The organism is Streptomyces sp. Ag109_O5-1, assembly GCF_003814875.1.
Lineage (GTDB): Bacteria > Actinomycetota > Actinomycetes > Streptomycetales > Streptomycetaceae > Streptomyces > Streptomyces sasae.
On the sequence record NZ_RKQF01000001.1, the window covers coordinates 4,772,612 to 4,799,454 of the forward strand.

Here is a 26,843-nt window from a genome sequence, read left to right on the forward strand (position 1 = left end):
CGCGACTTCCCCACGCCGGGCGCGCCCGACCGGTAGCGTGCGCGACCGTGACGGACTCGGACACGACCGATTTCATAGAGACCACCCGTACGTCCTACGACACGATCGCCAAGGACTACTCCGCCGAATTCCCGGGCCTGCCCGACCGGCCGGTGGACATGTCGTTGATCGCCGCCTTCGCCTCACTGGTGAAGGCGAACGGCACCGCCCCCGTGGCCGACCTGGGCAGCGGCCCCGGCCACATCACCGCCCATCTGAACGACCTGGGCGTCCCGGCCTTCGGCATCGACCTCTCCCCCGCCATGGTCGCCCTGGCCCGCGAGAGCCACCCCGGCCTGCGCTTCCACCGGGGCTCGATGACGTCCCTGGACCTGCCCGACGAAACCCTGGGCGGCATCCTCGCCCTCTACTCGATCATCCACATCCCCGACGCCCACCTCCCGGCGACCTTCGCCGGCTTCCACCGGGTCCTGGTCCCGGGCGGCCATGTCCTGCTCGCCTTCCAGAAGGGCGAACAGGCCGGCCTCCACGTCACGGAACGCTTCGGCCACGAGATCGACCTCCACTACCACTGGCGCCCGGCGTACGCGGTGGGCGACATGCTCGTGACGGCGGGCCTGGAGGTGGCGGCGACGCTGATCCGGGAACCGCTGGGCCCGGAGAAGTGGCCCCGGGCGTTCGTACTGGCCCGCAAGCCGGGCTGACCACCCGCCGAACCACCGACAGGCCGCCCGCTCGCTCCGCTACCGCCCGGGGAAGCGGACGGCCCCGACGGTCACTCCTCGACGAACAGGTCCGTGGCGTCGGTGACGTGCATCGCGCGCTGGGCCCAGACCTCGAGCCGGTCCAGCTCGGTGCAGGCATCCGCCCGCTCCCGTACGGCGTCGCTCACCGGAACACAGCGCCACTCCAGAAGCCGCAGGACCATCTGGGCGCGTTCCTGGACACGCCCCTGCTCACGCCCTTCTTCCCGCCCTTCCTCGCGCACCTGCTCCGCCAGCGGGTGCCGCCAGAAGTACTGGATCGCCGTCATCAGGTCCCTCCACATCTGCTTCGCCTGAGGATCAACCAGGCACGAGTCGACGAACTGCACGAACACCGCGGCGCTGTCGCGGTCGATGGTCTTCAAGGCGGCTGCGAGCGATTCCAGTATGGGCGCGGCGTTCGGGCCCCGCCCGTGTGTCATGGCCGAAAGCACCGCAAGGGGTACGTCCCGTTCGGCCTCCCGCTCGTCCGCGATCACCGGCACGTTGTCGGGCCCCAGCACGCCTTCTACCACGACCGCTGGGAGCCGGGCGTCGTCCGCCTCGTCACCTCCTTCGCGACCACGGCGGACGGCGTCGACGGTCTGGTCGACGCCGTCCGCCGGCTCGCGGTCTGACGCCTCGCCGTCCGACGGCCACGGCACCGACGGTCACGGCACCGCGGGCGACGGTCTCAGTTCCAGGGCGCGTTGAACGACCGCCCCGGTACCGGCTTGGCGATCAGCGCGATCGGGATGAAGAAGTTGACCTGGCCGATCACGAACATCAGAGTGGCGAGCGCCTTGGGCTCGTAGTGCTCGGCCGCCTGTGCGTACAGTTCGTCGGAGACCCGCTCGCCCTCCGCCGGCGGCTGGAGGACCGCCTCCACCAGGGCCAGCGCCGCCCGCTCGGGCGCCGTGAAGTACGGCGAGTCCTGCCACGACACCACCGACGTGATCCGCTCCTCCGACTCCCCCGCCTTGCGCAGGAAGCCCGTGTGCAGCACGGTCAGATACGTGCTGCCGACGATCTGACCGGCCCGCAGCTGGACCAGGCTGATCGTGGGACGCGGTACCGAACCGTTGCCGGCGGCCCGGAACAGCGCCGCGGACACCTCCGCCAGCTCGGGGACGAGCTGCGCCGGGTCCTCGGACATCCGCGGGCCCATCGGAACCTCGGCCGTGATCGCACGTGTTTCCATCACCGTCTCCTCAGCGCTTGTGTGTTGCTGTCATCGCACTGACGGATCGGGACGGGAGAATGTGACCGACGGGGCTACGACCCCGTCGGCGCGGGGCTCGCGCGGGTGAGGCGGGCACGCAGGCGGGCCGCGTCCTGGACCGGGGGGAGGCCGTAGGCGGTGCGGTACTCGCGGTTGAACTGGGTGGCGCTGACGTAGCCGACGGCCTGGGCGATCTGGGCCGCCGTCGCGTCGCCCGCGACCAGGCGGCGCCGGGCCTCCTGGAGGCGCAGGTGTTTCTGGTAGCGGAGCGGGCTCATGCCGGTCGCCGCCTTGAAGTGGCGGTGCAGCCCGGCCGCGCTCATGTGCGCCACCGCGGCGATCTCGTCGATGCTCAGCGGCTCCGCGTAACGGGCGCGGATCCAGCGGGCCACCTCGCGCACCCGGGTCGCGGTCGAGTCGGCCAGCGACCACTGGCGCAGGACCGGGCCGAGGGAGCTGCGCAGCAGCCGGTAGAGGATCTCGCTCTCGATACGGCCGGCGAGGGGGCGGATGTCGTCGGGGGTGTCGAGGAGTTCGACCCAGCGGGCAACCGCGTCGGCGAGTTCGGGGGGCATGGGCGCGGCGGCCTGCGCGGAGGTGGCCGACGGGGCGGTCCGGACGGTCTCGTCCAGCTCCACCAGCAGCTCCGTCAGCGGCTCACCGTCGAGATGCAGGGACGCGGACCGGTACGGCACCTGCTCCAGGTCCGCGGTGACGGGCAGGTCGATGGTGGTGAGGAGCATCTCGCCGGGGCGTGCGACCCGGACCAGCTCGCCCGCGGTGGTGCGTTTCGTGCCGGCGGCGACGAAGCAGATCATCGGTTCGTAGAGGATGTGGGCGGGTTCGACCGGCTCGTCGACCGAGGCCAGGGAGAGGCGGGGCACGGCGGTGCCGGAACCCGGTCGCTCGCTGTGCCGGTCGATGGCGGCGACGAGTCGGTCCAGCACGGCGCACTCCGTTCCTGAACAGTTCTTGAGACAGTCCCCCGGACGGCCCCTGAGAGAATCAGGCAATCCTATGCGAGCGGTGGCCCATGCCCCCCGGGGGCCGCGTCCCTAGCGTTGACGGCATGGCACAGGACAGTACTCACACCACACCCCTCCCCCGGCGCACCCTCGGCACCCAGGGCCTCACGGCCGGCGCGATCGGTCTGGGCACCATGGGCATGACCATGGCCTACGGCGCCCCCGACGAGCAGAGCAGCATCGCCACCGTCCACCGGGCCCGTGAACTCGGCGTCACCCTCTTCGACACGGCCGAGCTGTACGGCCTGGGCACCGGCAGCAACGAGCAGCTTCTCGGGCGCGCGGTGAAGGGCTTCCGCGACGAGATCCTGATCGCGACCAAGTTCGGCTTCGACCTCTCCGACCCGAGCCGGATCGGACGCGGCCTGGACAGCCGTCCCGAGCACATCCGCGAGGTCACCGAGAACAGCCTGCGCCACCTGGGCACGGACCGCATCGACGTGCTGTACCAGCACCGCGTGGACCCCGACGTCCCCATCGAGGACGTGGCGGGCACGGTCGGCGAGCTGATCGCCGAAGGCAAGGTCCGGTTCCTCGGGCTGAGCGAGGCCGGCCCGGAGACGATCCGCCGCGCCCATGCCGTGCACCCCGTCTCGGTGCTCCAGTCCGAGTACTCGGTGTTCGAACGGGCCGTGGAGGCCGAGATCCTGCCCGCGGTCCGGGAGCTGGGTATCGGCTTCGTGCCGTACTCCCCGCTCGGCCGCGGCTTCCTCACCGGCGCCGTCAAGCCGGCCGCCGAGTACGACGCCGACGACATGCGGCGCACCATGGACGAACGCTGGCTGCCCGGCAACTACGAGAAGAACGTCGCCGCGGTCCGCGAGCTGACCGTCCTGGCGGAGGGCAAGGGCGCCACGGTCACCCAGCTGGCGCTGGCCTGGCTGCTCGCGCAGGGCGACGACATCGTGCCCATCCCGGGCACCCGCAGCCCGCGCCGTCTGGAGGAGAACGTGGCCTCGGCGCACGTCACCCTCACGCCCGAGGACCTGGCCCGCGTCCAGGAGATCCTGCCGCACGGCGCGGCCGGCTCCCGCTACCCCCAGGCGGTCATGCCCACCTGGGAGTGAGTGGGCCCCGAGTGCCCCCGAGGACCGCCGGTCACGCCGGGCTCGTCACCGCCGCCAGCCGGTGTACGTCCTTCGCCGTCCCCGTGACACCGGAGAGGAACCCCTGCGCCCGAGGTGACGCGTTCTCCGTCAGCCACGCCGGGTCGATGTCGCAGACGGCCACCCGGACGCCCGTGCCGACCAGGGCGAGGGGCAGGGTGTGCACGACGGTCGAGGGGAAGCTCAGGATCGTACGGCCGATGGGCCCGCGGCGGGCGATCAGCTCCAACGGCAGATCCGGGCGGACTATCTCCAGGCCCGTCTCGGCCGCCAGCCGGTGCAGCTTGTCCGTGCTCTCGCGACGGTGCGCGAAGTAGCGGGTCGCGCCATGGGCCTTGGCCAGGGTCTGGACGGCCTCCAGGTAGCGGTCGCCGTCCACGACTCCCGTCTCCACCAGCGAGGTGCCGACCATGTCCGCGCCCTTGGTGATGCGCGGCGGCCCGAAGCGGGCCCGGGTCCAGGAGAAGTCGTTCGCGGTGACCGTCACGCCCTGCGGCGTCTCCGTCATCGGCATGGAGGAGAAGACCTCCACCCGGCGGCGGGAGCTGGGGGTGAGGCGGCGGCGGGCGGAGGACGAGACCGGGGCGAAGAGCAGGTCCCGGGCGCCGGGCCGGCCGCCCTTGCGGTGCCAGCGGACCAGGCGTTCACCGCGCGCGAGCTGGCCGACGAACTCCATCGTCGCCGTGCCGTCGTCGACGACGACCAGGTCCCGGGCACGGGTGATCGTCAGGAGCAGCTGTACGTAGCGGGAGAACGGATCCCCCATCACGATCCGGTCGGCCCGGCGGAGGGCACCCGCCAGGCCGCCGATCGTCTGGAAGGGCGCGGTGGTGCCGCCCCGCGCCTCCTCCCAGCGGACCCGGTAGCCCTCGTCACGGGCCAGGTCCGCCATCCGGCGGAGCTGGCCCCGGGTCATGGGGTCGGTCGGGGACAGGACGACGATCGTGAGTTCCGCGCCGGGCGCAGCTATGCCGGACACCGAGCGCCGTACCTGTCCGGGTACGGTCGGCCGCGGCTCCGCCGACCCGCGCAGGGCATGGACATGCGCCCACTCCAGCACGTTCAGCAACTGCACCGGACTCTCGACGAACGCGAGTGTGTGGGGGCCGGTGTTCCCGGCGCGGGGGCTCATCGACGTACGACCGTCCCGTCGTCTTAACAAAGGGGTCAGACCTGGACCGGCTCGCCGGCGGCCGCGGCGATCTCCGCCTCGGCGACGACACCGGTGACGCGGCGGAGCTTCTTCATCGGGCCGAGCTCCGAGTCGTAGACCTTCTTGACGCCGTCGCCGAGGGAGGCCGAGATGGTGCGGATGTCGCGGACCAGGCGGGTGAGGCCCTGCGGCTCGACGGAGGCGGCCTGGTCGGAGCCCCACATGGCGCGGTCGAGGGTGATGTGACGCTCGACGAAGGTCGCCCCGAGCGCGACCGCGGCGAGGGTGGTCTGCAGGCCCGTCTCGTGGCCGGAGTAGCCGATCGGGACGTTCGGGTACTCCTTCTCCAGCGTGTTGATCACGCGGAGGTTGAGCTCCTCGGCCTTCGCCGGGTAGGTGGAGGTGGCGTGGCAGAGGAGGATGTTCTCCGAGCCCAGGACCTCGACCGCGTGGCGGATCTGCTTCGGGGTGGACATGCCGGTGGAGAGGATCACCGAGCGGTTGGTGGCGCGCAGGGCCTTCAGGAGCTCGTCGTCCGTGAGGGACGCGGAGGCGACCTTGTGGGCCGGGACGTCGAACTTCTCCAGGAAGGCGACGGCCTCGGTGTCCCACGGGGACGCGAACCAGGCGATGCCCTTCTCCTTGCAGTACTCGTCGATCTGGCGGTACTCGTCCTCACCGAACTCCACGCGGTGGCGGTAGTCGATGTAGGTCATGCGGCCCCAGGGGGTGTCGCGCTCGATGTCCCACTGGTCGCGCGGGGTGCAGATCTCCGGGGTGCGCTTCTGGAACTTGACGGCGTCACAGCCGGCCTCGGCGGCGACGTCGATCAGCTTGAAGGCGTTCTCCAGCTCACCGTTGTGGTTGATGCCGATCTCGCCGCAGATGTAGACGGGCTGACCGGGGCCGACCTCACGGGAACCGAACGTGCGCAGACGGGAGTTGCTCATGACTGTGGGGTGTCCTTACTTCGGGAGGGAATCGAGAGAGGGGCCGAGGATCCAGCTGGCGATCTCTCGGATCGCGCCGTCACCGCCGGGGAGGGTGGTGACCGCGCGTGCGGCGCCGCGTACGACGTCGTGGGCGCTCGCGACCGCCACGGGCCAGCCGGCAACGGCGAAGCACGGGAGGTCATTGACGTCGTTTCCGACGTAGAGCACGCGCTCGGGAGCGATGCCCTGCTCCTCGCACCACTGCTTGAGTGCGAGGTCCTTTCGGTCGATGCCGTGCAGGACCGGGATCTGGAGTTTCCGGGCCCGGGCGGCGACGACCGGGTTCTGCTCCGTGGAGAGGATCAGCATCCTGAGCCCGCTCTTTCGCAGGGCGGCGATGCCGAGTCCGTCGCCGCGGTGCACGGAGACGAACTCCTTTCCGTCGGCGTCGATCAGCACCCGGTCGTCGGTCTGGGTGCCGTCGAAGTCCAGTACGACCGCGTCGACGTCGTCGGCGGTCGGCAGCGAACCGGGGCGGTCCGCGTCGAAGAGGGGGGCCAGCGCGCGGGCGCGGGCGAGCTCGTGCGGGTCGTCGATCTCCAGCACACGGGCGGGGTCGGTGCGCACCAGCTCGGTGTGGCCGAAGAAGCGGTGCTGGTGCTCGCGGAAGCCGTCGGCGCGCATCGCGTAGGCGGCGCCGGTCTCCAGGAAGTCCTGGGGGCGGTCCTGGCGGCGCGGGCGGAACGACTTGTCGTGGTTGACGCCGAAGCCGCCGCTGACGGAAGCCTCGTCGGCGCCCGCCGGTACCGGCGCGTGCACCTCGTCGCGCCAGACGAAGCCGTGGAACGGGGCGACGGTCAGGGCCGTGTCGGCGCCGTTCTCGACGACCGCGCCGGCCACCCCGTCGATGTCCTCGCGGACGATGAACGGGCTGGTGCACTGTACGAGCAGCACGACGTCGACCGGGGCGCCGTGCAGCGCCTCGTGGGCGTCCATGGCGTGCAGGACGGCGGCCTCGGAGGTGGCGGTGTCACCGGCGATGGCGGCGGGGCGCAGCACCACCTCGGCGCCGGCCGAGCGGGCGGCGGCGGCGATCGCCTGGTCGTCGGTGGAGACGACCACGTCGGTCACCAGGCGGGCGGCGACGCACTCGCGGACCGCGCGGGCGACCAGCGGGACGCCGCCGACCGGTGCGAGGTTCTTCGCGGGCACGCCCTTCGAGCCGCCCCGGGCGGGGATCACGGCGAGGACGCGGGGGACGACGGCGGTTTCGGGGTGGGGCATCGGCTCTGTTCCTTCGGCAACTGACGCTTGACGCGGGATCCGGTCGCTCACAGCTCTCCCATTCGTCGGATCACGGGGGCCACTCGCTGGACGCCGTGGCGGTAGGCGCCGCGTGCGGCCCGGCGCACGATCTGGCGGACGGGGCCCGGGGCCTTGTCGGCGGCCGGTGCGCCGGGCAGCGGGACACCGTCGGGGCCGAGGTGGTGGCGGGCCAGGATGCCGGGCAGGTAGCCGGGCGCGGTCTCGGGTGTGTAGTACGGGTTCAGCGGCGGCAGCCCGCCGGGCCGGTCGAGCAGCTTCGCGATGCGCTCGCGGGCCGCGTCGAAGGCGGTGGCGTACGTACCGTCGGCGGCGACGCCCTGCCGGGCGACCCAGTCGGCGTCGGGCGCCGGGCGGTGGCCGGCGTCGAGCTGGTCCCAGGAGGCGAGGCACCCGGAGCCGACGAAGTGGTGGTTGCCGAGCGCCTCGCGGATGCCGAGGTCGGTGAGGACCACGGTCGGGATCCGGCGGTGCAGGGCCTCCAGGGCGGCCGTGGAGCTCATGGTGACGAGCAGGTCGGTGTGGTCGAGCACATCGCCCATGTGCCCGTACACCAGCCGGAAGTTGGCGGGCACGTCCTTGCCCTGGACCAGCTTCTGGTACGGCAGTTCCTCGATGTGGGTGGTGTGCTCGCCGGGCTTGGAGCGCAGCTTGAGCAGCACCTCCCGCTCGGGGTGCTTGCGGGCGTGCTGGATCAGCCGGTTGAGCAGGTAGGTGCGGTCCCTGCGGCTGTCGGGGACCGACGGCTGGGCGGCGAACACCACCGTGTACGGCTTGTACTCACCTTCGTACGGCGCCCCGCCGAGGAACGGCAGCGCGACCTCGGTCACCGACGAGGAGTCGGCGCCGACCCCCTCGTAGACGGCCCGGAAACGGTCCGCGTCCTGCCGGGAGTTGGCGAGGACCAGGTCCGCGCCGTGCCGCAGCAGCAGGCCGTCGGCGAGCTTCTCGTAGACGACGCCGACATAGCCGGTGACGACGACGGGCCGCTTCTCCCGGCCGGCCCAGGCGCTGCGCAGCCCGTGCAGCATGGCCTGCACCCCGCCGCCGACGAGGGAGAGGACGAGGATGTCGTACGACTGCTGCTCCATCTCTCTCAGGAACTCGACGGCCGTCACCTCACGGAGCGAGTCCGCGTGGACGCCGACTTCCTGGAGCTGGCGGGCGGTGGGGGTGGCACGGCCCCGCAGGAGGTAACCGTCGAGCCTGATCTCCGAACCGTCGCTGTCGTTGGGCATCAGGCGCTTCGCGGTGAGCGCCCCCCACTTCCACCGAGTGTCGGAATCCGCCAGGACGGCCACCCGCAGGGACTTCGTTGCACTTGCTGGCACACCGAAGACGCTAGGAAGCCATTCCGAGGATCTCCCGAACCCGAATCCAACAAACGGTTAACAACACATCGCCGAATGGCGAATCAGCCCGGGATCGCCCCTCAAAAAGGCCCGGTTCACGACCTCGCCACATGTCGTTCACCTGGTATCAAGGCGGCGGTCAAGACGCACGACGGGGGCTCCTCTAACGTCCCCCACGTGGTCAAGCTCTCCGTCATCGTGCCGTTCTACAACGTGCAGCAATACGCGCCCGACACCCTGAGGAGTCTGCGCGCGAACGCGCGTGACGACTTCGAATTCATTCTCGTCGACGACTGTTCGACCGACGGGACCCCAGAGATTCTCGCGCGAGCCGAGCGCGAGTTGCCAGGGGCGGTTCATGTCAGACACGAGAAGAACGGAGGGCTGGCCACCGCGCGCAACACCGGCATCGACAAAGCGCGCGGCGAGTACGTGACCTTCCTGGACGGGGACGACTGGCTCGCGCCGGGCTACTACCCGGATCTGGTGTCCGCCATCGAGTCCCTGGGCTGCGACTTCGTCCGTACCGACCATGTGCAGTGCACCGCGCGGGCCCGGCTCGTGCAGCGGGCGCCGATCGGTCGACGCAACGTCGTGATGGACCCGCGCAAGGCGATCCTGCCCGCGGACCGGTCCACCTCCGTCGACTACGCGTACGCGTGGGCGGGGGTCTATCACCGCCGTCTGGTGGACAAGGGACTGGTGCATTTCACCGACGGACTGCGGACGGCCGAGGACCGGCCGTGGATCTGGAAGCTGCACCGGGAGGCGGAGTCCTTCGCCGCGGTGAACCTGCTCGGTGTCTTCTACCGGCGTGGCGTGGCCACGTCACTCACGCAGATCGGCGATGTCCGTCAGCTCGATTTCATTCGCGCGTTCGACCAGGTGGTCGAGGAAACCGCACAGGACGCCGACGCGAAGGATCTCCTGCCCAAGGCCGTCCGTACGTATTGCGCGATCATTTCCCATCACCTGGGATCCATCGAAAGGTTCGAGCCCGCGGTGGCGAAGAAGCTGAAATCAATGAGTGCCGCCGCGCTACGGCGCATGCCGCAGGACGTGCTGGACGACGCCCTGGACTCCATGGACCTCCAGCGCGCGACCAAGCTGCGCCGGCTGCGCCGCCGTCCCGCCCCCGCGGGAGCCGCCGCGTGACCACCCAGATCTTCCAGGCGTCCACCCTCTACGGCACGGCCACCCTCGCCGCCGCCCTGGACTCCGGCGCGTTCCGCCCGGCCGACCGGCGCATCCTGCTGGTCTGCAACAACGCGGCGACCCCCGAGATCACCCCGGGCCTGGACGAGACGCCCGGCTTCGAGCGGCTGCGCGACCGGTTCGACGACGTGATCTCGTACAACGAGACGATCTTCCCGTTCCACCCGGGCGGCTGGGCCCCCCGGGTGGAGGACATGCCCCTGTGGGAACGCTTCCTGCGCCACGAGTGGCAGCTGGGCGACGAGGACGTCGAGCTCGCCGTCGAGTCGATCCAGGTCAACCCCTCGCTCAGCCTCACCCAGATCTTCAACGGCGCCCCGGTCACGGTCTACGCCGACGGCCTGATGAGCTACGGCCCGACCCGCAACAAGATCGACCCGCTGGTCGGCACCCGCGTGGACCGCGTCCTCCACCTCGACCTGGTGCCGGGCCTCAAGCCCCTGCTGCTCACCGAGTTCGGCGTCGAGGGCGAGGTCGTCCCGACCGCCGCGTTCACCAAGGTGCTGGCCGAACTCGCGCCCAGCGGCGACGAGCTGCCCGAGATCGAGGAACCGGCCCTGCTGCTCGGCCAGTACCTCTCCGCGCTCGACATCCTCACCGCGGAGCAGGAGGAGAACCTGCACGTCCGGATGTTGAAGGGCGCCGTCGAGCTCGGCCACACCAAGGTCGTGTTCAAGCCGCACCCCTCCGCACCGGCCCGGTTCGCCCGCACCCTGGAGCAGGAGGCCGAGAAGCTCGAGGTCGAGCTCACCGTCCTGGACACCACGGTCCTCGCCGAGGTGCTCTACCAGCGGATGCGCCCCGCCCTGGTGGTCGGCTGCTTCTCCACCGCGCTGCTCACCGCGTCCGCGCTCTACGGCCTGCCGACCGCCCGTATCGGCACCGACACGCTTCTCGACCGGCTCACCCCGTACGAGAACAGCAACCGCGTCCCGGTCACCGTCGTCGACGCCCTGGTGCCCGCGCTCACCGACCGCAAGGCGGTCCAGGAGCAGCGCCCCGGCATGAGCGTCGAGGCGCTCGGCGAGCTGATCCGCGCGGTGGGCTTCGCGATGCAGCCGAAGATCTACCCGTATCTGCGCACGGAGACCGAGCGCTACCTCGCCGGCCATCTGAAGGACCGCTCCATGCGCTACTTCAAGCGCAAGCGCCTGACCTCGCTCGGGCTGCCCGGTGGCATCCCGGGCCGGCTCGCCTTCATCCCCCGCAACTCCACGGCCCGGCGGATGGTCCGCCGGGCCCGAGCGTTGCAGAAGGCCGTCAAGCGCTGAACCGAGGCCTCCCGGCCCATAGAGCCCCTTGTGTTCCAGGTGTGAAAAACCTATGGAACCCAAGGGGCTTCTTGCATCCCGATTTCCTTTTTTGTCCACCTGCGCCAACTCCGTGTCGCACAGAGTTCACCTACGCTTCCCCATTGATTCGGATGCACGCAGGACAAGGTCGTATTTCATTCACTCACAAGAAGGAACGGGTGTGATCACAGTAAGAAACTGTGATTGAACCCAGTGAGGATTGATTGCGTCCATGCGTATCGCTGTGTTTGTCGAGAACCGCAACGGTGTCGGCCTCGCTTCGGAGATCATGCGGGCACCCGGAGCCGGGACCCACTCCTTCCACCTGGTCACGGCGGACCGGGACGGCGATGTCGCCGGATGGATCGAGCAGGAGGCGGCGGCCCGCTTCGACAGCCTGAAGGTGCACAACCTGTTCCAGGTCGACGAGGCGCTCAGCGGTGCGGAGTTCCTGGAGGAGGTCGGCCACCGCATCCACGCCTTCACCGACCAGGAGCGCATCGACCGGCTGGTGTTCTTCAACGACCAGTCGCAGCGCGGCCGCCGGGTCGCCGGCGAGCTGGGCGGCACGCTCCCGCTGGTCCTCGTCCAGGACGGGCATCTGGACTTCCACTTCAAGAAGACCGACCCGGGCCTGCGCGACCAGAACTGGTACTACGGTTCCTCCTCCCCCGCCGCCGTCTGCGTGTGGGGACCGGCGACGGCCCACCATCTGATGTTCCGCTCGGCGGACAGCGACGCACCCGTCCACATCACCGGCGCACTCGGCCACAGCGACGACCCCCAGCTGCTGCGGGCGGCCCGCTCCACCACCCACCGGCACGCCAAGCGCCCCGGTGAGCCGCTGCGCATCGTCGTCCTCGACCAGCCGCTCAGCGACCAGCGCAAGCTCTCCAGGAACGACCACCGCGAGGCGCTCACCGAGCTGTGCGCGGCGCTCACCGCCTTCGGCGAGGTGGAGATCAAGCCGCACCCCTCCACGCTCCGCGGCCACCTCGAATGGCTGCAGAACCTGCCCGACGTGACCGTGCTCGACGAGAGCGTGCTGCTGGAGGCCGAGACCCTCGACGGCTACGACCTCGCGATCACCTTCTTCTCCACCACCTATCTGCAGACGCTGCGGGCGGGCACACCGCTGATCCTGTTCAGCCCGCCGGCGCTGAACATCGTCTTCCCGACGGTCAACCACCCGCTGCTGCGCAACGTCGGCACGGTCGGCGAACTCGTCGACGTCGCCGCCGAACTACAGCGCACGGGCAAGTTCACGCCCAACGCCCACGGCGAGCCCGTCGAGCACTTCCTCACCTTCCACGACGACGTCCCCTCCCGCGTGCTGCGCCGGATCGAGGAGGCCGAGGTCCCCGTCGAGCGGGCCGCGCCCCGCTGGTCGGCCCCGGAGGGCGGACCGCGGGCCCACGTCCCGCGCGCCGAACGCGCCCTGCGCGCCGTCGAGGGACGGCTGAACCGGCCGCGTTCACTGGCCGTCCTCGGCCTGGGCTTCTCCTACGTCACCGGCGTGGCGATCCCCGTGCTCACGTACACCCAGGCGCTGCTCGCCCAGAGCCCGGTCGACATCCGCTACTTCGACCTCGGCGTGTACTCGCGCACCGAGGACGTCCTGGCCGACCTGGAGGACGCCGAGGTCGTCCTGATCAACAGCCTCGCCCCGTTCTGGCGTTCGCCGCTCGCCAACGAGCTGACGGAGGCGCTGCACGCCCTGGGCCGCTCCGTGGTGCTGTACGCCCACGAGACCGAGTACGTCATGAACTTCGAGGGCGAGCAGCACGCGCTGCGGCACGCCGAGATGCTCCAGGTGCTGCCCAAGATGACGGTGCTGTGCGTCTCCACCGCCCAGGCCGACATGTTCCGGCAGCTCGGGGTGAGCGACCCGGTCGTCGTCTACAACACCGTGCCGCTGGACACCCACCGCGCCCGGGCCCGGCAGACGCCCGGTGAGCGGCCGCGGATCGTGATGGTCGGCTCGATGCAGGACCGCAAGGGCCTCGACCTCTTCTCCCGGGTCGCGGAACTCGCGTACGCGCAGGGCCTGCCGTGGCGGTTCGCGTGGATCGGCCACAAGACCTGGCGGATCGGTGCCTCGACCCTGCTGTCGGACCGCGTCGAGTGGATGGGTGCCCTCTCCCGCGACCGGGTGCGCGAGGAACTCGCCGCCTCCGACGTGTTCTTCCTCTCCAGCGTCGACGACCCGATGCCGCTGTCGGTGGTCGAGGCGGTACAGCAGCGGCTGCGCACGGTCACCTACCACCGGGTGGGCTCCCGTGAGGTGCTGGAGGGGGTGTCCGGCTACCGCTCCTTTGCCGAGTACACGCCCGAGGCGGCGCTGGACGCGCTGCGGCACGTACTCGACGAGCAGGTGTCGGAGGAGGAGTACCGGGACGTCGAGGAGCTGTTCGACATCTCCGCCTTCACCGCCCGGATGACGACGGCCCTGAACCTGGCGGGCCCCGACGACATGGCGCGGACCCTGCCCGCCGAGGCCCCGGGACAGGAGCCGGACGGCGAGACGTCGTACGCCGAAGGGCCGTTCTCCGCGGTGCTCTCCCGGCACGCCAAGTACCTCGCCGAGGACTTCACCCGGCATTTCGCCGCGGGGCGGCAGGACGAGGCGCTGCGTGTGGGCACGGAGATCCTGCGCCGCCGGCAGCCGGTGGACGTGCTCATCGGCATGGCCGAGATCCGTGCCTCGCGCGGTGACACCGACGAGGCGTTCCGGCTGCTGTCCGCCGCCGCGATCGCGGGCGGCGAGCGCGGCCGGGTGTGGTCGGAGATCTCCCGGGTGGCCGGGCACATCGGCGCCCGGGGCAAGGCGATACGGCAGATCGCCCGCAAGGAGGCGATCCGCATCGACCTCGCCAACCGCTCCGCCCGGCTGCTGAAGTCCGAATGAGCGCGGTGTGAAGCCACCGGTACGGCCGTGCCGGTCCGACCACACCCGTCACGGCCGTACCGGTTACCCGGGCAGCCCGTCGGGCCGGCCCCAAGGGCCGCCTGCGCCCTGGGGACTTGGGAACACCCCTGATCGCCGACGGCTCATGGCCGCACCGCCGGCTGGCTGTCGCCGGCGCGTCCTCCGGGTGAACAACGCGCCGCCGTCACAAGAACCGTCGAAGCCGCCGACCACACGGCTGCGGTGATTCGCCCAGGTGACGGCGGTGTGCCTCCTTCGTACCGGGGATGTCCAGGCTGATCGGATGATTAGCAGCCCGGGTGCGGGTAGGCGTGCCGCACCATGTCACTCGCATCCCCCACGCTGGCGCCCCCGCCCGCGAAGACCGCCGTCGCCCCGGCCCCACCCGGACGACCGCACACCCGGCTTCTCGCTCTCGACGGACTGCGGCTCGTCGCCGCGCTGATGGTCTGTCTCTACCACTACACCGGCCGCGGCGGAGTCGTCTCCGCGTCCTGGCACCAGAACCCCGACCTCGTCTTCCCGACCCTGTCCGGGGCGGCCGCCTACGGCTGTCTCGGCGTCGAGTTCTTCTTCGTCATCAGCGGTTTCGTGATCTGCATGAGCAGTTGGGGCCGCTCCCTCGGCGACTTCTTCCGCTCCCGGGTCGCCCGCCTCTACCCCGCCTACTGGGTCGCGCTGTTGCTGGTCACCGGTGCGTCCCTGGTCCTGCCCGCGGTCGTGCACGCGGTGCGGCCCGACGAGTTCCTGGTCAACCTGACGATGCTGCAGCAGCCGATGGGCGTGCCCCGCGTCCTCGGCGTCTGCTGGACCCTCTGGGTCGAGGTGCGCTTCTACGCCCTGTTCGCGCTGACGGTCGTCCTGCCGGGCGTCACCTATCGCAGGGTGGTGCTGTTCTGCTCGGTGTGGACCCTGGCCGCCGTCCTGTCCACCGCGGCCGGCGGCCCCTGGGCCGAGCTGGTCGTCATGCCCGGGTACGCCCCCTACTTCATCGGCGGTCTGGCCCTCTACCTCGTCCACCGCTTCGGCGGCCGGCTGCTGCCCTGGGGCATCGTGGCGGTCTCCTGGATCCTCGGACTGCGTATGGCCACCCAGGGGCTGTGGCGGGCTGGCGCGCCCCGCGACCCGTATGTCGTGATGCTCGTCGTCACCCTCGCCTTCGCCGCCGTCGCGGCGGTCGCGGCCGGCTGGACGCACCGGGCGAACCGGCCCTGGCTGACCACGGCCGGGGCACTGACATATCCCTTCTATCTGGTCCATGAGCACCTGGGCTGGTTCGTGATCCGGGTGCTGCACCGCGCATGGGGGCTGCCGCCGTGGCCGACGCTCGCGGTGACGGTGCTCGGGATGCTCGGTCTGGCCTGGCTGATCCACCGGTTCGTGGAGAAACCTTTCGGGCCACGCCTGAAGAGGGCACTGAAATACGCGTGACGTCGAAGAACGCCTGATTCAGCCGGAATTCACTTCGCATTAACCCCTGGATGTTGGCCCGTCGTTCATCTCTGGATGGGTTTCGGAGTGGCACGGCGGGCAGGCACCTTAGAACCTTGCCCGTACACAGGCTTTCCGCAGGGATTCCACAGACAGCCGTATCGCGTATCGAGGGAGTGCCTCCTCCGCATGGCCATCACCACCCAGGAAACGACCCGACCGCCCCGCCGTCTCGACGACGTCCCCGGCTGGTTCCCGGTGCTCGACCAGTTGCTCTTCGACTGGTTCCTGAACCGCCAGGAGGCCGCCGGCATGCAGGGTGACCTGCTGGAAGTCGGGGTCTACATGGGCAAGAGCGCGATCTTCACCGGCAGACACCTGCACCCCGGCGAGAAGTACACGGTGTGCGACCTCTTCGAGGGTGACGCCCCGGACGACGCGAACCGGGCCGAGTCGACGAAGTCGTACAGCAAGCTCACCCGGCGCATCTTCGAGGAGAACTACCTCGCCTTCCACGACGAGCTGCCCCGGGTGCTGCAGGGCCCCAGCTCGGTAGTCTCCTCCGAAGTCGCGCCCGGCTCCTGCCGGTTCGTGCACATAGACGCCTCGCACCTGTACGAGCACGTGCACGGCGACATAGGGGCCGCGCACGACCTGCTCCTGCCCGAGGGGATCGTGGTCCTCGACGACTTCCGCTCCGAGCACACGCCCGGCGTCTCCATAGCGACCTGGGAGGCCGTCCTCAACCGCGGTCTGAACCCGATCTGCATCAGCACCCAGAAGCTGTACGGCACTTGGGGCGACGCGGGCCCGGTGCAGGAGGCGCTGCTGGAGATGGTGCAGGGGCGGACCGACTGCGATCTGAGCACGCAGGAGGCGGCGGGGCACCGGATCATACGGCTGAAGTCGAGGGGGATGCGGGCGCCGGAGTTCCCGCCGTCCCGCTACGCGGACGTGCCGGAGGAGCCGGTGGAGCCGACTCCCGTACCTGCGGCGCCGCCGGTGGTGGCCTCGACACCTCGGCAGCGGAGTCGGGTGCGGCGGGTGGCAGTGGATCTGATGCCACCGGTGCTTACCCGGGCTCTTCGGAAGGCGATGCGGTAGCGCCTGTCAGAGTGCCTCGACGGACCCGTGGGCGACTGCGGGTTCATCGTGGCTGCTCGCGCAGTTCCCCGCGCCCCTGGCGAGGCGCGGGTCAGTTGATTTCGTACCGTGCGCCGATTCCCGCGATCACCAACTCCAAGCCCTCCTCGAAATGGTGGGCGTAATTCGTGAAGATCTCCCGGCCCACCGCCGCCGCCAGTGGGAAGTCGGCCAGCAGGCGGGCACGTTCCTCGACGTCGTACCCCTCCCGGCGTTCTCCCGGGAGGGGTACGACGCCCTGTTCCTCGGTCACGAAGCCGATGGTGTAGGCGTGCGTGGTGCGGCCCGCTGCCGCCGCCTGGGCGAGGGTGAGGCCCGCCTGAGCCAGGACGCGCAGGTTCGCCTCCTGCTCAGGGGCGTGGTCCATGCTCGTGAAGCGTGAGCCGCTGAAGACCTTGGCGCCGTCGCGGTAGCCGAGCAGGGCCGTGCGCAGTCCCCGGTTCACCTTGCGCAGCCGGTCCTGCCAGGTGTCGGCGGGATCGAGTTCGGTGCCCGCGACCATCCGGCGGTACATCTCGGTCGCCATCTCGTCCAGCAGCGCCTGTTTGTCCTTGAAGTGCCAGTAGAGGGCCGGGGCCTTGACGTCCAGCTCCCTGGCGATGGCCCGGAGGGTCAGTCCCTCCAGCCCGACCTCGTTCAGCAGGCGCAGGGCCGTGTCGGCGACCCGCCGGCGGTCGAGTGGCGCGCGTCGTTCCGTACTCACACTTGACAGCTTAACAGCGTTAAGGGCAGCCTTGTCATCCACGGCACTTAACATCGTTAAGGAGATTTGTGATGGATGTACTGATCGTGGGCGCCGGCCCGACCGGACTCACCCTCGGCATCGACCTGGCCCGGCGCGGGGTGGACGCGCTGGTCGTGGAAGCGGGCGAGAAGCTGTTCCCCGGCTCGCGCGGCAAGGGGATCCAGCCCCGCACCCAGGAGGTCTTCGACGACCTCGGGGTGCGCGACGCGATCCGCGCGGCCGGCGGCCTCTACCCGCCCCGGCTGCTCTGGAAGAACGGCGAACGGATCGGGACGGAGCCGATGTTCGACGAGGTGACGGGGGACGAGGGCACGCCGTACACGGATCCGCTGATGGTCGCGCAGTGGCGGACGCAGGAGGTGCTGTACGCGCGGCTGCGGGAGCTGGGCGGCCGGGTCGGGTTCGGGCGCGGCGTGACGGATCTGGAGCAGGACGCGGACGGCGTGGCGGTCCGCTTCACCGACGGTACGACGGCCCGCGCGCGGTTCGTGGTGGCGGCGGACGGGGGACGGTCGACGGTACGGCGTGCGGTGGGCGTCGGCATGACCGGCGAGCCGGTCGACCCGAGCCCCTTCCTGGTGGCCGACCTGCGGGTGCGGGGCCTGGACCGGGAGCACTGGCACACCTTCGCCGGCGCCGACGGGAACGGCGTGGCGCTGTGCCCGCTGGCCGGCACCGAGGACTTCCAGCTGGCGGCGAAGCTGCCGCGGGGCACGGTCCCCGACCTGTCCCTGGACGGGATACGGCGGCTGGTGACGACGTACTCCCACCTCGACGCGGCGGATGTCACCGAGCTGCGCTGGGCCTCCGACTTCCGCACCCGCGCCGCCCTGGCCGACCGCTTCCGGGTGGGGCGGGTCCTCCTGGCCGGGGACGCGGCCCATGTCCACTCCCCGGCCGGCGGCCAGGGCCTCAACACCAGCATCCAGGACGCCTACAACCTGGGCTGGAAACTGGGCGCGGTGCTCGACGGCAGCACCCCGGACGGACTTCTCGACACCTACGAGGAGGAGCGGCGCGCCAACGCCGCCGCCATGCTGGACCTCTCGACGGGCGTACACCGGGGCGAGGTCCGGCGCGGCGAGGCGACGGTCCAGCTCGGCCTCGGCTACCGGGACTCCTCACTGACGGAGGAGACCCGGGCGAACCCGGGGCCGGTGCGGGCGGGCGACCGCGCACCCGACGGGCGCAACGCGGACGGGGTGCGGATGTTCGACGCGTTCCGGGGCCCGCACTGGACCCTGCTGGCCCCGGACCCGGTCGACGGCGTCCCGGACTCGGTACGCCGGCTCCCGGCCCCGGAGTCGTACGGCCCCGGAGTGTTCCTGGTCCGCCCGGACGGCTATGTGGGCTGGGCGGGTGCGACGGCCGAGGGGGTGCGCACGTACGCGGAGCGCACCGGGGCCCTCGGCGGCGCGTAGGACGCGCGGATCACGCGGGAGCGGTCCGCGGGCCTCTCTGCAGAAGACGCAGCCCGGCCCGCACCGCCGGCAGCAGCGCCCAGCACAGGGACGCCCAGTGACGGTCTGATCGAGGTCACCGGGACCGGCGCGCGCCACCGCCGCGAGTACGGCATCACCGACGCGGGGCGCGCGGAACTGCGCCGCTGGCTCACCGAGCCCGGTCTCGATCTCGCCTTCCGCAGCGCGGCGCTGCTCCGCGTCTTCTTCCTGTGGACCCTCAGCCGTGAGGAAGGCGTCGACTACCTGGAGAAGTTCGCGCAGGTGAACCGGGAGCGGGTCGCCGCACTGGAGTCCATCCGGGACAACGCCGAATGGGTCGGGGACCCGGTCCAGATCTGCGGCTGGCTCATGCTCGAGTACGGCCTGCGCGGCTCCACGACCTCAGAGGAATGGGCGGGTTGGGCCGCCGAGCGGCTCACCGAACACCTGTGAGCGCTCAGGCGCTGGCCAGGGTCAGCTTCACCGCGAAGCCGAGGAACAGCACGCCCGCCGCCGAAGTGGCCGTCGCCGACATCCGCTTCCGGCGGCGGAACGCGTCGGCCAGCCTGGTGCCGCTGAATATCAGGGCGGTCAGGTAGAGGAAGCTGGCCAGCTGGGCGAAGGCGCCGAGGACGACGAAGGACAGGGCCGGATAGGCGTACCCCGGGTCGACGAACTGCACGAAGAAGGCGACGAAGAACAGGATCGCCTTGGGGTTGAAGAGGCTGATCACCAGGGCCCGGCGGTACGGCCGCTCATGGGCGGCGGCGACCGGCGCCGACTGCTCCGCCGTCCGCTCCTTCCGCGTCCGCCACATCCCCCAGGCCGCCCGCAGCATGCCTATCGCCAGCCAGGTCAGATAGCCGGCGCCCGCGTACTTCACGATCCCGAACAGCGCGGCGTTGGCCTTCAGCAGCGAGGCCACCCCGGCCGCGGACAGCGTCATCAGCACCATGTCCCCGCACCACACGCCGGCGGCGGCGGTGTAACCGGCCCGTACGCCCTGCCGGGCGGCGACGGACAGCACATAGAGGGAGTTGGGGCCGGGCAGCAGGACGATCAGGACGAGTCCTGCCAGATAGGTGGGGAGATCGATGACGCCGAACATGTGAAGAAGTCTCGCACGGACGTCCGACAATGCCCCCCGTCGCGGGTCAGAAGGCGTCGGCCGGGACGTACACACCCCACACCTCCCGCAGCGCGTTGCACACCTCCCCCACCGTCGCCCGGGCCCGCAGCGCCTCCTTCATCGGGGGCAGGACGTTGTCCTCGCCCCCGGCGGCCTTCCTCAGGGCGGCGAGAGCCGCGTCGACGGCCGGCCCGTCCCGGTCGGCGCGCAGCCGCGCGAGACGTGCCACCTGCTGGGCCTCGATGGCCGGGTCGACGCGGAGCGGCTCGTACGGCTCCTCCTCGTCGAGCCGGAAGCGGTTGACGCCGACCACCACCCGGTCGCCGGCGTCCGTCTCCCGGGCGATGCGGTAGGCGTTGCGTTCGATCTCGGCCTTCTGGAAGCCGTGCTCGATCGCCGCCACCGCGCCGCCCAGGTCCTCGACCTTCCGCATCAGCGCGACGGCGGCGCCCTCCACGTCGTCCGTCATCCGCTCCACCGCGTACGAACCGGCGAAGGGATCCACCGTCGCCGTCACATCGGTCTCGTGGGCCAGGACCTGCTGGGTGCGCAGCGCCAGCCGCGCACTCCGGTCCGTGGGCAGGGCGATCGCCTCGTCGAAGGAGTTGGTGTGCAGCGACTGGGTGCCGCCGAGGACCGCGGCCAGGGCCTGCACCGCCACCCGGACCAGGTTCACCTCCGGCTGCTGGGCCGTCAGCTGCACCCCTGCGGTCTGCGTGTGGAAGCGGAGCATCAGCGACCTCGGGTCCCGCGCCCCGAACTCCTCCCGCATCACCCGGGCCCAGATCCGGCGCGCCGCGCGGAACTTGGCGACCTCCTCCAGCAGCGTCGTACGGGCCACGAAGAAGAAGGACAGCCGGGGTGCGAACTCGTCGACGCCCATGCCGGCCGCGACCGCCGTCCGCACGTACTCGATGCCGTCCGCGAGGGTGAAGGCGATCTCCTGCGCGGGGGACGCCCCGGCCTCGGCCATGTGGTAGCCGGAGATGGACATGGTGTTCCACCTTGGGATCTCGGCCCGGCAGTACTCGAAGGTGTCCGCGACGAGGCGCAGGGAGGGCTTCGGAGGGTAGATGTACGTTCCCCGCGCGATGTACTCCTTCAGGATGTCGTTCTGGACCGTTCCCGTCAGCCGGTCGGCGGCCACCCCCTGCTCCTCCGCCACCAGCTGGTACAGCAGCAACAGCACGGCCGCCGGGGCGTTGATCGTCATCGACGTGGAGACCTTGTCGAGCGGGATCCCGTCGAACAGCACCCGCATGTCGTCGATCGAGTCGATCGCCACGCCCACCTTGCCGACCTCGCCGTGCGCCAGGGGCGCGTCGGAGTCGTGGCCCATCTGGGTGGGCAGGTCGAAGGCGACGGACAGGCCCGTGGTGCCGTGGGCGATCAGCTGCCGGTAGCGGGCGTTGGACTCCGTCGCCGTACCGAAGCCGGCGTACTGGCGCATCGTCCAGGGGCGGCCGGTGTACATCGTCGGGTAGACACCCCTGGTGAAGGGGTAGGACCCCGGGTCGCCGAGTCGCTCGGCCGGGTCCCAGCCCGCGAGGGCCGAGGGGCCGTAGACCGGGTCGACGGGCAGTCCGGACTCCGACTCACGGACCATGATGGGTGACCTCCGCAGTGCGCCAGTAGGCCGGTACGTCTGTCACTCCCCACCATGCCCCCTTGTTCGACGGCGGTCACGCGGGGAAGCATCCTCGGCATGAAGGTGACGGGGTTCTCAGGGATCGTCGGGCGGCCCGGTGTCGCGGTCGCCTCGGCCGCCGCACTGGCGGTGCTGTGCGGATGCACCGCGCAGCCGGCGGACGGCAAGGGGAACTCCCCCGTCCATATCGAGCTGCCGCACAGCCGGACGCCCGGCAAGGCGCCCGGTACGACACCCGGCAGCACCCCTGCCCCGGCCTCGACCCCGTCCGCCGTCGAGACCACCCCGCCGCACATCGTCTTCACCCGGGGCGACACCGGCACCGGTGTCCGTGAGCTCCAGGCCCGGCTGCGTCAGGCCGACTGGCTGTTCGACGGGCCGACGGGGACGTACGACGACCTCACCGCCGAGGCCGTCAAGGGCTTCCAGGGCAAGCGCGGACTCCCGCGGACGGGTGAGACCGACGCCGTGACCTGGCGGCGGCTGGTGCGGATGACGCACCGGCCGGGGAAGTGGGAGCTGTACCTGATGGGCGGTCAGCCGGCCGCCGCACCCGACCCCCGGTGCCTGACCGGCCGGGTGCTGTGCATCAGCAAGACCAGCCGGACGCTGCGCTGGATGATCGACGGGCGGACGGTGTCGACGATGTCGGTGCGGTTCGGGGCGCAGTACACCCCGACCCGTGAGGGTGTGTTCCACATCTACTGGAAGTCACGGCACCACGTGTCGACGCTCTACCACTCCCCGATGCCGTACGCGATGTTCTTCAGCGGCGGCCAGGCGGTGCACTACTCGTACGACTTCGCGGCCCGGGGCTATGCGGGTGGTTCGCACGGGTGCGTCAACGTGCGGGACGAGGCGGCGATCGCGGATCTGTTCGCCCAGGTGCGGAACGGCGACAAGGTCGTCGTCTACTGGTGAGCGAACGGCTCGGGAAGTTTGGGGCGCGGGCGGGACCGGGGGAACGTGTCCCGCCCGCGCCAACGCACGAGCCACGGGTACGGGGGGAACCCCGGCTCTGTGCTACGGCCGATGACCAGTCGGCTCACTCAGTACTGCGCCACTGCCGCCGAAAACGTCACACCCTGCGGGAAAAAATTTCAGCGAGTTACAAAACCGCAGGTCAGAGCGGTTCGTAAAGGTCAGAGTGCGCTGTACGTCGGGTCGGGGGTCGCCGCCGACCGGCTCGGCAGGAGGGGCGCGAAGCCCGTCGGGGCGGGTGAGGCGGTGCCGTCCTCGTGGTGGTCGTTGCCCCCGCCGTTGCCCTCGTCGCTCCCGGAACCGCTTCCGGAGCCGCTCCCGCTCCGGCCGTCGCCGCCCTGGCCGTTGCCGTCGCCCTGGCCGCCGCTCCAACCGTCGTTGCCGCCCTGCCCGCCGACGCTGCCCTTGCCGTCGCCGTAGCTGCCGCCCTTGCCGGCGCCGAGGACGGTCCGGCAGAACTTGTCCACCCGCCCGGCACCGCCCGCGAGCCCCTCCAGGGCGCGTCTGCGGTCCGCGCCCAGGGACTTGCCGTGCTGGACGGCACGGCAGGACGCCAGCGCACGGCCCCACGCGTTCCCGGTACCGCCGTTCGATCCGGTGCCCTTCTCCTTCGACCTGCCGGACGGGTCGGGCGAGGGCTGTCCGGAGCCGTCGGACGTCGTACCGGAGGTGGGGGTGCCGGTCTCGCCGCCGAGCAGGGACTCGGGCGAGGCCGAGCCCTGCGGGACTCCGGGAGTACCGGCGGCCGAGACGGAGGCGGCGGGTCCGGGGCGGTTGCCGCCGAACGGCGTCGGCAGGACTCCGGTGCCGGCGGCGACCGCGACCCCGCCGAGCATGCCGGCGGCCAGCGCGGCGGCGAGGCCGAACCGGGCGGGGCGGGCCCAGCGGGAGACCCGCAGCGGCACAGAGCCGGCGCCGATGCGGACGAGGCCCGCGTCGGCACTCCGCCCGGGCCTCCCCCACTGCGCCGCCATCGCGGTCCGCTCGTCCTCGGCGGATTCGCGCGCTTTGCGGAAGGCAGCCAGCGCTGCTTCCTCGCCGGGGAGCTCGACGGTGGCGGGGGCGGTCTGCGCAAAGAGCGCACCGAGCGCCTTGCCGAGGCGTTCTGCCTGGTCACGGGCGGCGGGATCGACGGCTTCGAGCGACTCACCGCGCAGCAGACGTTCCGCCGTCGCCCGGTTCAGCCACTTGTACTGCTCGTCGGCCATCACATGTCCTTCTGCGTCCGCGAACGCGTATGCGTCACACTGGCGGACGTCACCGCACGACCATCCGGTTCTCGCTGGGGCGGAAGCGCGTCGAGGACGTCCGCCTTCTCCGGGTCGGCGCCGAGCAGTTCCGCGAGTTTCTTCAGGCCCCGGTGGGCTGCCGTCCGGACGGCGCCGGCGCGTTTGCCGAGGGTCTCGGCGGCGGTCTTGGCGTCCAGGCCCACGACGACCCTGAGGACGACGGCCTCGGCCTGGTCCTGCGGCAGCCGGGCGATGAGGGAGAGGGTGGAGTCGGTGGTGAGCGCCTCGATGGCCTCGCCGGCGGTGTCGGACTCGGCGGCCCGGCCGGTCAGTTCCGTCTCGTCGCCGCCGATCGCGGGGCGGCGGCCGCGCATCCGTATGTGGTCGAGGGCGCGGTTGCGGGCGATCCGGGCCGCCCAGCCGCGGAACCGGTCCGCGTCGCCTTCGAACCGGTCGAGGTCCCGGGCGATCTGCAGCCAGGCCTCGGAGGCGACGTCCTCGGCGTCCGGGTCACCGACCAACGTTCGGACGTATCCGAGCAGGCGTGGCTGGACAGCGCGGTAGACGATGCGGAACGCGATCTCGTCCCCGTCCTGTGCCGCACGCACCGCGGCGGTCAACTCCGCGTCGTCCCCCAGCACCCGATACCTACTCTGCGCCTAAACCGGCGCCGCTCTCGCGGTCGTGGTTCTCGCCGTCGTGGTTCCTCAACTAATGATTGCGGTGTTCGGGACGGCGGATCGTTGCGGTGGTCATGCGTCGTCCGCGCCCCGGCGCGAACTGCACGTTACGTGCTCAATCCGTTCCCCGTCCACGTCCGTACACAGCGCAACTAACTCGTGACGCCCTGGGGTGTGACAGAAAACGCACTCATGGCGCTGAACAGAGTACGGGCCGCCGCGCGGCCCGTGCCGCGCGACGGCCGGGGCCTCTCCTGTGGGGGGTGGCGGCCCCGGCCGTTGCTTCGGTGCCGGTCAGCGGTGCAACTTCCTGCGCACCCAGAGAAACCCGATCGCCCCGCCCACGACGGCCATGTACGCGGTCAGCGGCCCGTCGTCCAGGATGAGTCCGGGCATGGCGATGACGGCCACGAACAGAAGCCATCCGCATCCGGCGACGGCGAGGTCCGCTGAATCAGGGCGGCGCCGTTCGTCTTCCACCCGTTCCCCCGTCCCCCGGCTTGCACCTGGTCGACGCAGCGGCATGTTACGCGCCGCGCTCCCGATACGCGGGGTCAGCCGCCCTTGCCGTTCGCGGACTTACCCTTGCTGGATTTGACGGTTTCTTCGGGCTTCTTCGTACTGTTGCCGGAATTGCCTGACTTCTTGGTGGAAGTCGTCGTCTGCGACAGCAGGTCGGCACAGTACGCGGTTACGTTCGTCTTGCCGCCCGCGGCCCGGATCAGCCGCTGCCAGGCGGTCGAGTCCAGCGCCTTGCCGTTGTCCTTGACCTTCTCGTAGGCCCGGCAGTGGGCCTCGGTGTCCTGGGCGGTCGACGGGCGCTCGGACGGGTCGGTACGGCCGGGTGTGCCGGGGGCGTCGGTGGCCGGCCGGCCGGCCAAGGTGCCGGGGGCGGTGGGCGAGGAGCCGGCCCTTCGGGCGTCGTCGTGGCCGCCGCCGGAGGAGTGCACCGACCCGATCGCCGCGACCGCGACCCCGCCGAGGGTGAGGCTCGCCAGGGCCATCGTCACGGTCGCCTTCACCGAGCGACGGGTGCGCCGCTGTTCGCGCGGCCGCCAGTCGTCCCGGCGCCGGGTCCGCGCCCGGTGCTCACCGGCGTCCCGGGCGGTCCGGAAAGCGGCCACCGCCCGCCGCTCGCCCTCGGCGTCGACACCGTGGTCGCGGATGGCGGCGGCGAGCAGGACCTCCAGCGCCGGACCGGCGGGCTCGGCCCCGGGGCCGGGCACATGGCCGTCGGGGCGCACGTGCCGCCGGCCGCGGCCGGCGTCGTCGCTTCGCCGTTCACCCATGTCCCTGTCCATCCCTGTCCGACGGCCGTTCGTCGGGGCCGCCCCCGCCGCCCTTGACGTTCATGCCGTCGTTGGCGTTCATTTCGATTCCCCCAGCGTCCGGGGGTCCTCCTGCGTCACACCTGTGACACCCAGCCGCCGGGCCAGGCCCTTCAGCCCGCGGTGGGCTGCCGTGCGCACCGCGCCCGGGCGCTTGCCGAGGACCCGGGCGGCGGCGGGACCGTCCAGGCCCACCACCACACGCAGCAGCACCGCCTCGGCCTGGTCCCGGGGCAGCGAGCGGACCAGTTCCAGGGCCCGCTCCGTGGAGAGGGACTCCAGCGCCTGGTCGTAGGTGCTGTGCGCGCCGGGCAGCTCCAGCAGGTCCTGCTCGAGGGCGGACGCCCGAGGCCGCACCTTGAGCCGGCGCAGATGGTCCAGGGCCCGGTGCCGGGCGATGGTCGCCGTCCAGCCCCGGAACCCGGCGCCGTCGCCCTTGAACCGGCCCAGGTCCCTGGCTATCTCCAGCCAGGCGTCGGCGGCCACGTCCTCGGCGTCGTCACCGACGATCCCGCGGACATAGCCGAGCAGACCGGGCTGCACCAGCCGGTAGGCGACCGCGAAAGCGGCCTCGTCGCCTTCCTGGGCTCGTGCCACGGCTGCTCCCAGCTCGCCGTCGTACGCCTGCACGCGGCGGGTTTCCCCTCCTTGGCCCAACACGTTCCTCGTTCGTACCGAGTGCGAATCGGGCTCTGCCGAACCCGAACCGGTGCCGTGCGCACCTCCGGTCGTGTGCGCGGCCCCCACGATCACCAGCGTCCGCCCTCACAGAAGTGTCACAGCGGTCCGGATCAC

At 71.1% G+C, this 26,843-nt stretch carries 24 protein-coding genes and 1 pseudogene; 11 read left to right on the forward strand and 14 right to left on the reverse strand.

What is annotated here, in order from left to right; translation table 11 throughout:
* Positions 1-47 precede the first annotated feature (47 nt).
* The gene (locus EDD90_RS21685; protein ID WP_123974616.1) at positions 48-704 is read left to right on the forward strand and encodes a class I SAM-dependent methyltransferase; all 657 of its coding nucleotides are present in this window, start codon (positions 48-50) and stop codon (positions 702-704) included.
* A gap of 71 nt (positions 705-775) precedes the next feature.
* On the opposite strand, the pseudogene EDD90_RS21690 reads toward EDD90_RS21685, so the two are convergent.
* A pseudogene (locus tag EDD90_RS21690) lies at positions 776-1,267 on the reverse strand (hypothetical protein); the annotation flags it as partial.
* Between EDD90_RS21690 and EDD90_RS55575 the strand changes: the two are divergent.
* Positions 1,178-1,381, forward strand: coding sequence for a hypothetical protein (locus tag EDD90_RS55575; protein WP_185149703.1), 204 nt, complete (start codon positions 1,178-1,180; stop codon positions 1,379-1,381). The pseudogene EDD90_RS21690 and the gene EDD90_RS55575 overlap by 90 nt on opposite strands.
* Before the next feature lie 56 nt (positions 1,382-1,437).
* Here the strand turns inward: EDD90_RS55575 and EDD90_RS21695 are convergent, their stop codons facing one another.
* Both EDD90_RS21695 and EDD90_RS21700 read right to left on the reverse strand, forming a co-directional pair.
* Positions 1,438-1,944, reverse strand: coding sequence for a carboxymuconolactone decarboxylase family protein (locus tag EDD90_RS21695; RefSeq protein WP_123974617.1), 507 nt, complete (start codon positions 1,942-1,944; stop codon positions 1,438-1,440).
* Positions 1,945-2,018: 74 nt separating this feature from the next.
* The gene (locus tag EDD90_RS21700; RefSeq protein ID WP_123974618.1) at positions 2,019-2,912 is read right to left on the reverse strand and encodes an AraC family transcriptional regulator; all 894 of its coding nucleotides are present in this window, start codon (positions 2,910-2,912) and stop codon (positions 2,019-2,021) included.
* A 122-nt stretch (positions 2,913-3,034) separates the two neighbouring features.
* Here EDD90_RS21700 and EDD90_RS21705 point away from each other — a divergent pair, with 122 nt between their 5' ends.
* A complete protein-coding gene (locus tag EDD90_RS21705) occupies positions 3,035-4,057 on the forward strand; it encodes an aldo/keto reductase (RefSeq protein WP_260327987.1) in 1,023 nt (340 codons plus the stop codon).
* A gap of 31 nt (positions 4,058-4,088) precedes the next feature.
* Here EDD90_RS21705 and EDD90_RS21710 read toward each other — a convergent pair whose 3' ends face one another.
* Genes EDD90_RS21710 through EDD90_RS21725 form a run of 4 tightly spaced genes read right to left on the reverse strand, consistent with a single transcriptional unit; the run spans position 4,089 to position 8,835 of the window.
* Entirely contained in the window at positions 4,089-5,228 is a 1,140-nt protein-coding gene (locus EDD90_RS21710; protein ID WP_123974620.1) for a hypothetical protein, read from the reverse strand.
* 35 nt (positions 5,229-5,263) lie between these two features.
* Entirely contained in the window at positions 5,264-6,199 is a 936-nt protein-coding gene (locus EDD90_RS21715) for an N-acetylneuraminate synthase family protein (protein WP_123974621.1), read from the reverse strand.
* Positions 6,200-6,214: 15 nt separating this feature from the next.
* Positions 6,215-7,465, reverse strand: a complete 1,251-nt coding sequence (locus EDD90_RS21720) for an acylneuraminate cytidylyltransferase (RefSeq protein WP_123974622.1) — start codon at positions 7,463-7,465, stop codon at positions 6,215-6,217.
* A gap of 47 nt (positions 7,466-7,512) precedes the next feature.
* On the reverse strand, positions 7,513-8,835 hold the full coding sequence (locus EDD90_RS21725; protein WP_123974623.1) for a DUF6716 putative glycosyltransferase: 1,323 nt from the start codon (positions 8,833-8,835) through the stop codon (positions 7,513-7,515).
* A gap of 198 nt (positions 8,836-9,033) precedes the next feature.
* Here EDD90_RS21725 and EDD90_RS21730 point away from each other — a divergent pair, with 198 nt between their 5' ends.
* The 5 genes from EDD90_RS21730 to EDD90_RS21750 all read left to right on the forward strand — a co-directional run bounded on the left by EDD90_RS21730 (position 9,034) and on the right by EDD90_RS21750 (position 16,827).
* A complete protein-coding gene (locus EDD90_RS21730) occupies positions 9,034-10,011 on the forward strand; it encodes a glycosyltransferase family 2 protein (RefSeq protein ID WP_123974624.1) in 978 nt (325 codons plus the stop codon).
* On the forward strand, positions 10,008-11,342 hold the full coding sequence (locus EDD90_RS21735; protein ID WP_123974625.1) for an alpha-2,8-polysialyltransferase family protein: 1,335 nt from the start codon (positions 10,008-10,010) through the stop codon (positions 11,340-11,342). Before EDD90_RS21730 ends, EDD90_RS21735 begins: the two co-directional genes overlap by 4 nt.
* A 253-nt stretch (positions 11,343-11,595) precedes the next feature.
* Positions 11,596-14,271: a glycosyltransferase family 4 protein gene (locus EDD90_RS21740; RefSeq protein WP_123974626.1), complete on the forward strand. Its 2,676-nt coding sequence runs from the start codon at positions 11,596-11,598 to the stop codon at positions 14,269-14,271.
* A gap of 342 nt (positions 14,272-14,613) precedes the next feature.
* Positions 14,614-15,723 carry an acyltransferase gene (locus EDD90_RS21745; RefSeq protein ID WP_123974627.1) on the forward strand — a complete coding sequence of 370 codons (1,110 nt, stop codon included), beginning with the start codon at positions 14,614-14,616 and terminating at the stop codon, positions 15,721-15,723.
* Between the two features lie 189 nt (positions 15,724-15,912).
* The gene (locus EDD90_RS21750) at positions 15,913-16,827 is read left to right on the forward strand and encodes a class I SAM-dependent methyltransferase (RefSeq protein ID WP_123974628.1); all 915 of its coding nucleotides are present in this window, start codon (positions 15,913-15,915) and stop codon (positions 16,825-16,827) included.
* 91 nt (positions 16,828-16,918) lie between these two features.
* Here the strand turns inward: EDD90_RS21750 and EDD90_RS21755 are convergent, their stop codons facing one another.
* Positions 16,919-17,569, reverse strand: a complete 651-nt coding sequence (locus tag EDD90_RS21755) for a TetR/AcrR family transcriptional regulator C-terminal domain-containing protein (protein ID WP_123974629.1) — start codon at positions 17,567-17,569, stop codon at positions 16,919-16,921.
* A 71-nt stretch (positions 17,570-17,640) separates the two neighbouring features.
* Here EDD90_RS21755 and EDD90_RS21760 point away from each other — a divergent pair, with 71 nt between their 5' ends.
* Positions 17,641-19,032: an FAD-dependent monooxygenase gene (locus EDD90_RS21760; protein ID WP_123974630.1), complete on the forward strand. Its 1,392-nt coding sequence runs from the start codon at positions 17,641-17,643 to the stop codon at positions 19,030-19,032.
* A 231-nt stretch (positions 19,033-19,263) separates the two neighbouring features.
* Positions 19,264-19,506 carry a hypothetical protein gene (locus tag EDD90_RS57470; RefSeq protein WP_260328742.1) on the forward strand — a complete coding sequence of 81 codons (243 nt, stop codon included), beginning with the start codon at positions 19,264-19,266 and terminating at the stop codon, positions 19,504-19,506.
* Between the two features lie 4 nt (positions 19,507-19,510).
* On the opposite strand, the gene leuE is transcribed toward EDD90_RS57470, so the two are convergent.
* Both leuE and EDD90_RS21775 read right to left on the reverse strand, forming a co-directional pair.
* Positions 19,511-20,161, reverse strand: coding sequence for a leucine efflux protein LeuE (gene leuE, locus EDD90_RS21770; RefSeq protein ID WP_123974632.1), 651 nt, complete (start codon positions 20,159-20,161; stop codon positions 19,511-19,513).
* A gap of 46 nt (positions 20,162-20,207) precedes the next feature.
* Positions 20,208-21,788 (reverse strand): methylmalonyl-CoA mutase, encoded by a 1,581-nt coding sequence (locus EDD90_RS21775; protein ID WP_123974633.1) that lies wholly within the window; start codon positions 21,786-21,788, stop codon positions 20,208-20,210.
* A gap of 99 nt (positions 21,789-21,887) precedes the next feature.
* Between EDD90_RS21775 and EDD90_RS21780 the strand changes: the two genes are divergently transcribed.
* Positions 21,888-22,751 (forward strand): L,D-transpeptidase family protein, encoded by an 864-nt coding sequence (locus EDD90_RS21780; protein ID WP_123974634.1) that lies wholly within the window; start codon positions 21,888-21,890, stop codon positions 22,749-22,751.
* A gap of 221 nt (positions 22,752-22,972) precedes the next feature.
* On the opposite strand, the gene EDD90_RS21785 is transcribed toward EDD90_RS21780, so the two are convergent.
* The 4 genes from EDD90_RS21785 to EDD90_RS21800 all read right to left on the reverse strand — a co-directional run bounded on the left by EDD90_RS21785 (position 22,973) and on the right by EDD90_RS21800 (position 26,705).
* Complete coding sequence (locus tag EDD90_RS21785) at positions 22,973-24,019, reverse strand: hypothetical protein (RefSeq protein ID WP_185149179.1); 1,047 nt, start codon at positions 24,017-24,019, stop codon at positions 22,973-22,975.
* Positions 24,019-24,681, reverse strand: coding sequence for an RNA polymerase sigma factor (locus tag EDD90_RS21790; RefSeq protein ID WP_123974636.1), 663 nt, complete (start codon positions 24,679-24,681; stop codon positions 24,019-24,021). Before EDD90_RS21790 ends, EDD90_RS21785 begins: the two co-directional genes overlap by 1 nt.
* Positions 24,682-25,274: 593 nt before the next feature.
* A complete protein-coding gene (locus tag EDD90_RS21795) occupies positions 25,275-26,009 on the reverse strand; it encodes a hypothetical protein (protein WP_260327988.1) in 735 nt (244 codons plus the stop codon).
* A gap of 78 nt (positions 26,010-26,087) precedes the next feature.
* Complete coding sequence (locus EDD90_RS21800) at positions 26,088-26,705, reverse strand: RNA polymerase sigma factor (RefSeq protein ID WP_123981477.1); 618 nt, start codon at positions 26,703-26,705, stop codon at positions 26,088-26,090.
* Between the last annotated feature and the right edge of the window lie 138 nt (positions 26,706-26,843).

What these genes read in the sequence shown, in the direction of transcription:
- EDD90_RS21695 (WP_123974617.1), bottom strand. Translation starts at nt 1,944, where the DNA reads ATGGAAACACGTGCGATCACGGCCGAGGTTCCGATGGGCCCGCGGATG.
- EDD90_RS21705 (WP_260327987.1), top strand. Translation starts at nt 3,035, where the DNA reads ATGGCACAGGACAGTACTCACACCACACCCCTCCCCCGGCGCACCCTC.
- EDD90_RS21710 (WP_123974620.1), bottom strand. Translation starts at nt 5,228, where the DNA reads ATGAGCCCCCGCGCCGGGAACACCGGCCCCCACACACTCGCGTTCGTC.
- EDD90_RS21715 (WP_123974621.1), bottom strand. Translation starts at nt 6,199, where the DNA reads ATGAGCAACTCCCGTCTGCGCACGTTCGGTTCCCGTGAGGTCGGCCCC.
- EDD90_RS21720 (WP_123974622.1), bottom strand. Translation starts at nt 7,465, where the DNA reads ATGCCCCACCCCGAAACCGCCGTCGTCCCCCGCGTCCTCGCCGTGATC.
- EDD90_RS21740 (WP_123974626.1), top strand. Translation starts at nt 11,596, where the DNA reads ATGCGTATCGCTGTGTTTGTCGAGAACCGCAACGGTGTCGGCCTCGCT.
- EDD90_RS21745 (WP_123974627.1), top strand. Translation starts at nt 14,614, where the DNA reads ATGTCACTCGCATCCCCCACGCTGGCGCCCCCGCCCGCGAAGACCGCC.
- EDD90_RS21750 (WP_123974628.1), top strand. Translation starts at nt 15,913, where the DNA reads ATGGCCATCACCACCCAGGAAACGACCCGACCGCCCCGCCGTCTCGAC.
- EDD90_RS21760 (WP_123974630.1), top strand. Translation starts at nt 17,641, where the DNA reads ATGGATGTACTGATCGTGGGCGCCGGCCCGACCGGACTCACCCTCGGC.
- leuE (WP_123974632.1), bottom strand. Translation starts at nt 20,161, where the DNA reads ATGTTCGGCGTCATCGATCTCCCCACCTATCTGGCAGGACTCGTCCTG.
- EDD90_RS21775 (WP_123974633.1), bottom strand. Translation starts at nt 21,788, where the DNA reads ATGGTCCGTGAGTCGGAGTCCGGACTGCCCGTCGACCCGGTCTACGGC.
- EDD90_RS21780 (WP_123974634.1), top strand. Translation starts at nt 21,888, where the DNA reads ATGAAGGTGACGGGGTTCTCAGGGATCGTCGGGCGGCCCGGTGTCGCG.
- EDD90_RS21785 (WP_185149179.1), bottom strand. Translation starts at nt 24,019, where the DNA reads ATGGCCGACGAGCAGTACAAGTGGCTGAACCGGGCGACGGCGGAACGT.
- EDD90_RS21795 (WP_260327988.1), bottom strand. Translation starts at nt 26,009, where the DNA reads ATGGGTGAACGGCGAAGCGACGACGCCGGCCGCGGCCGGCGGCACGTG.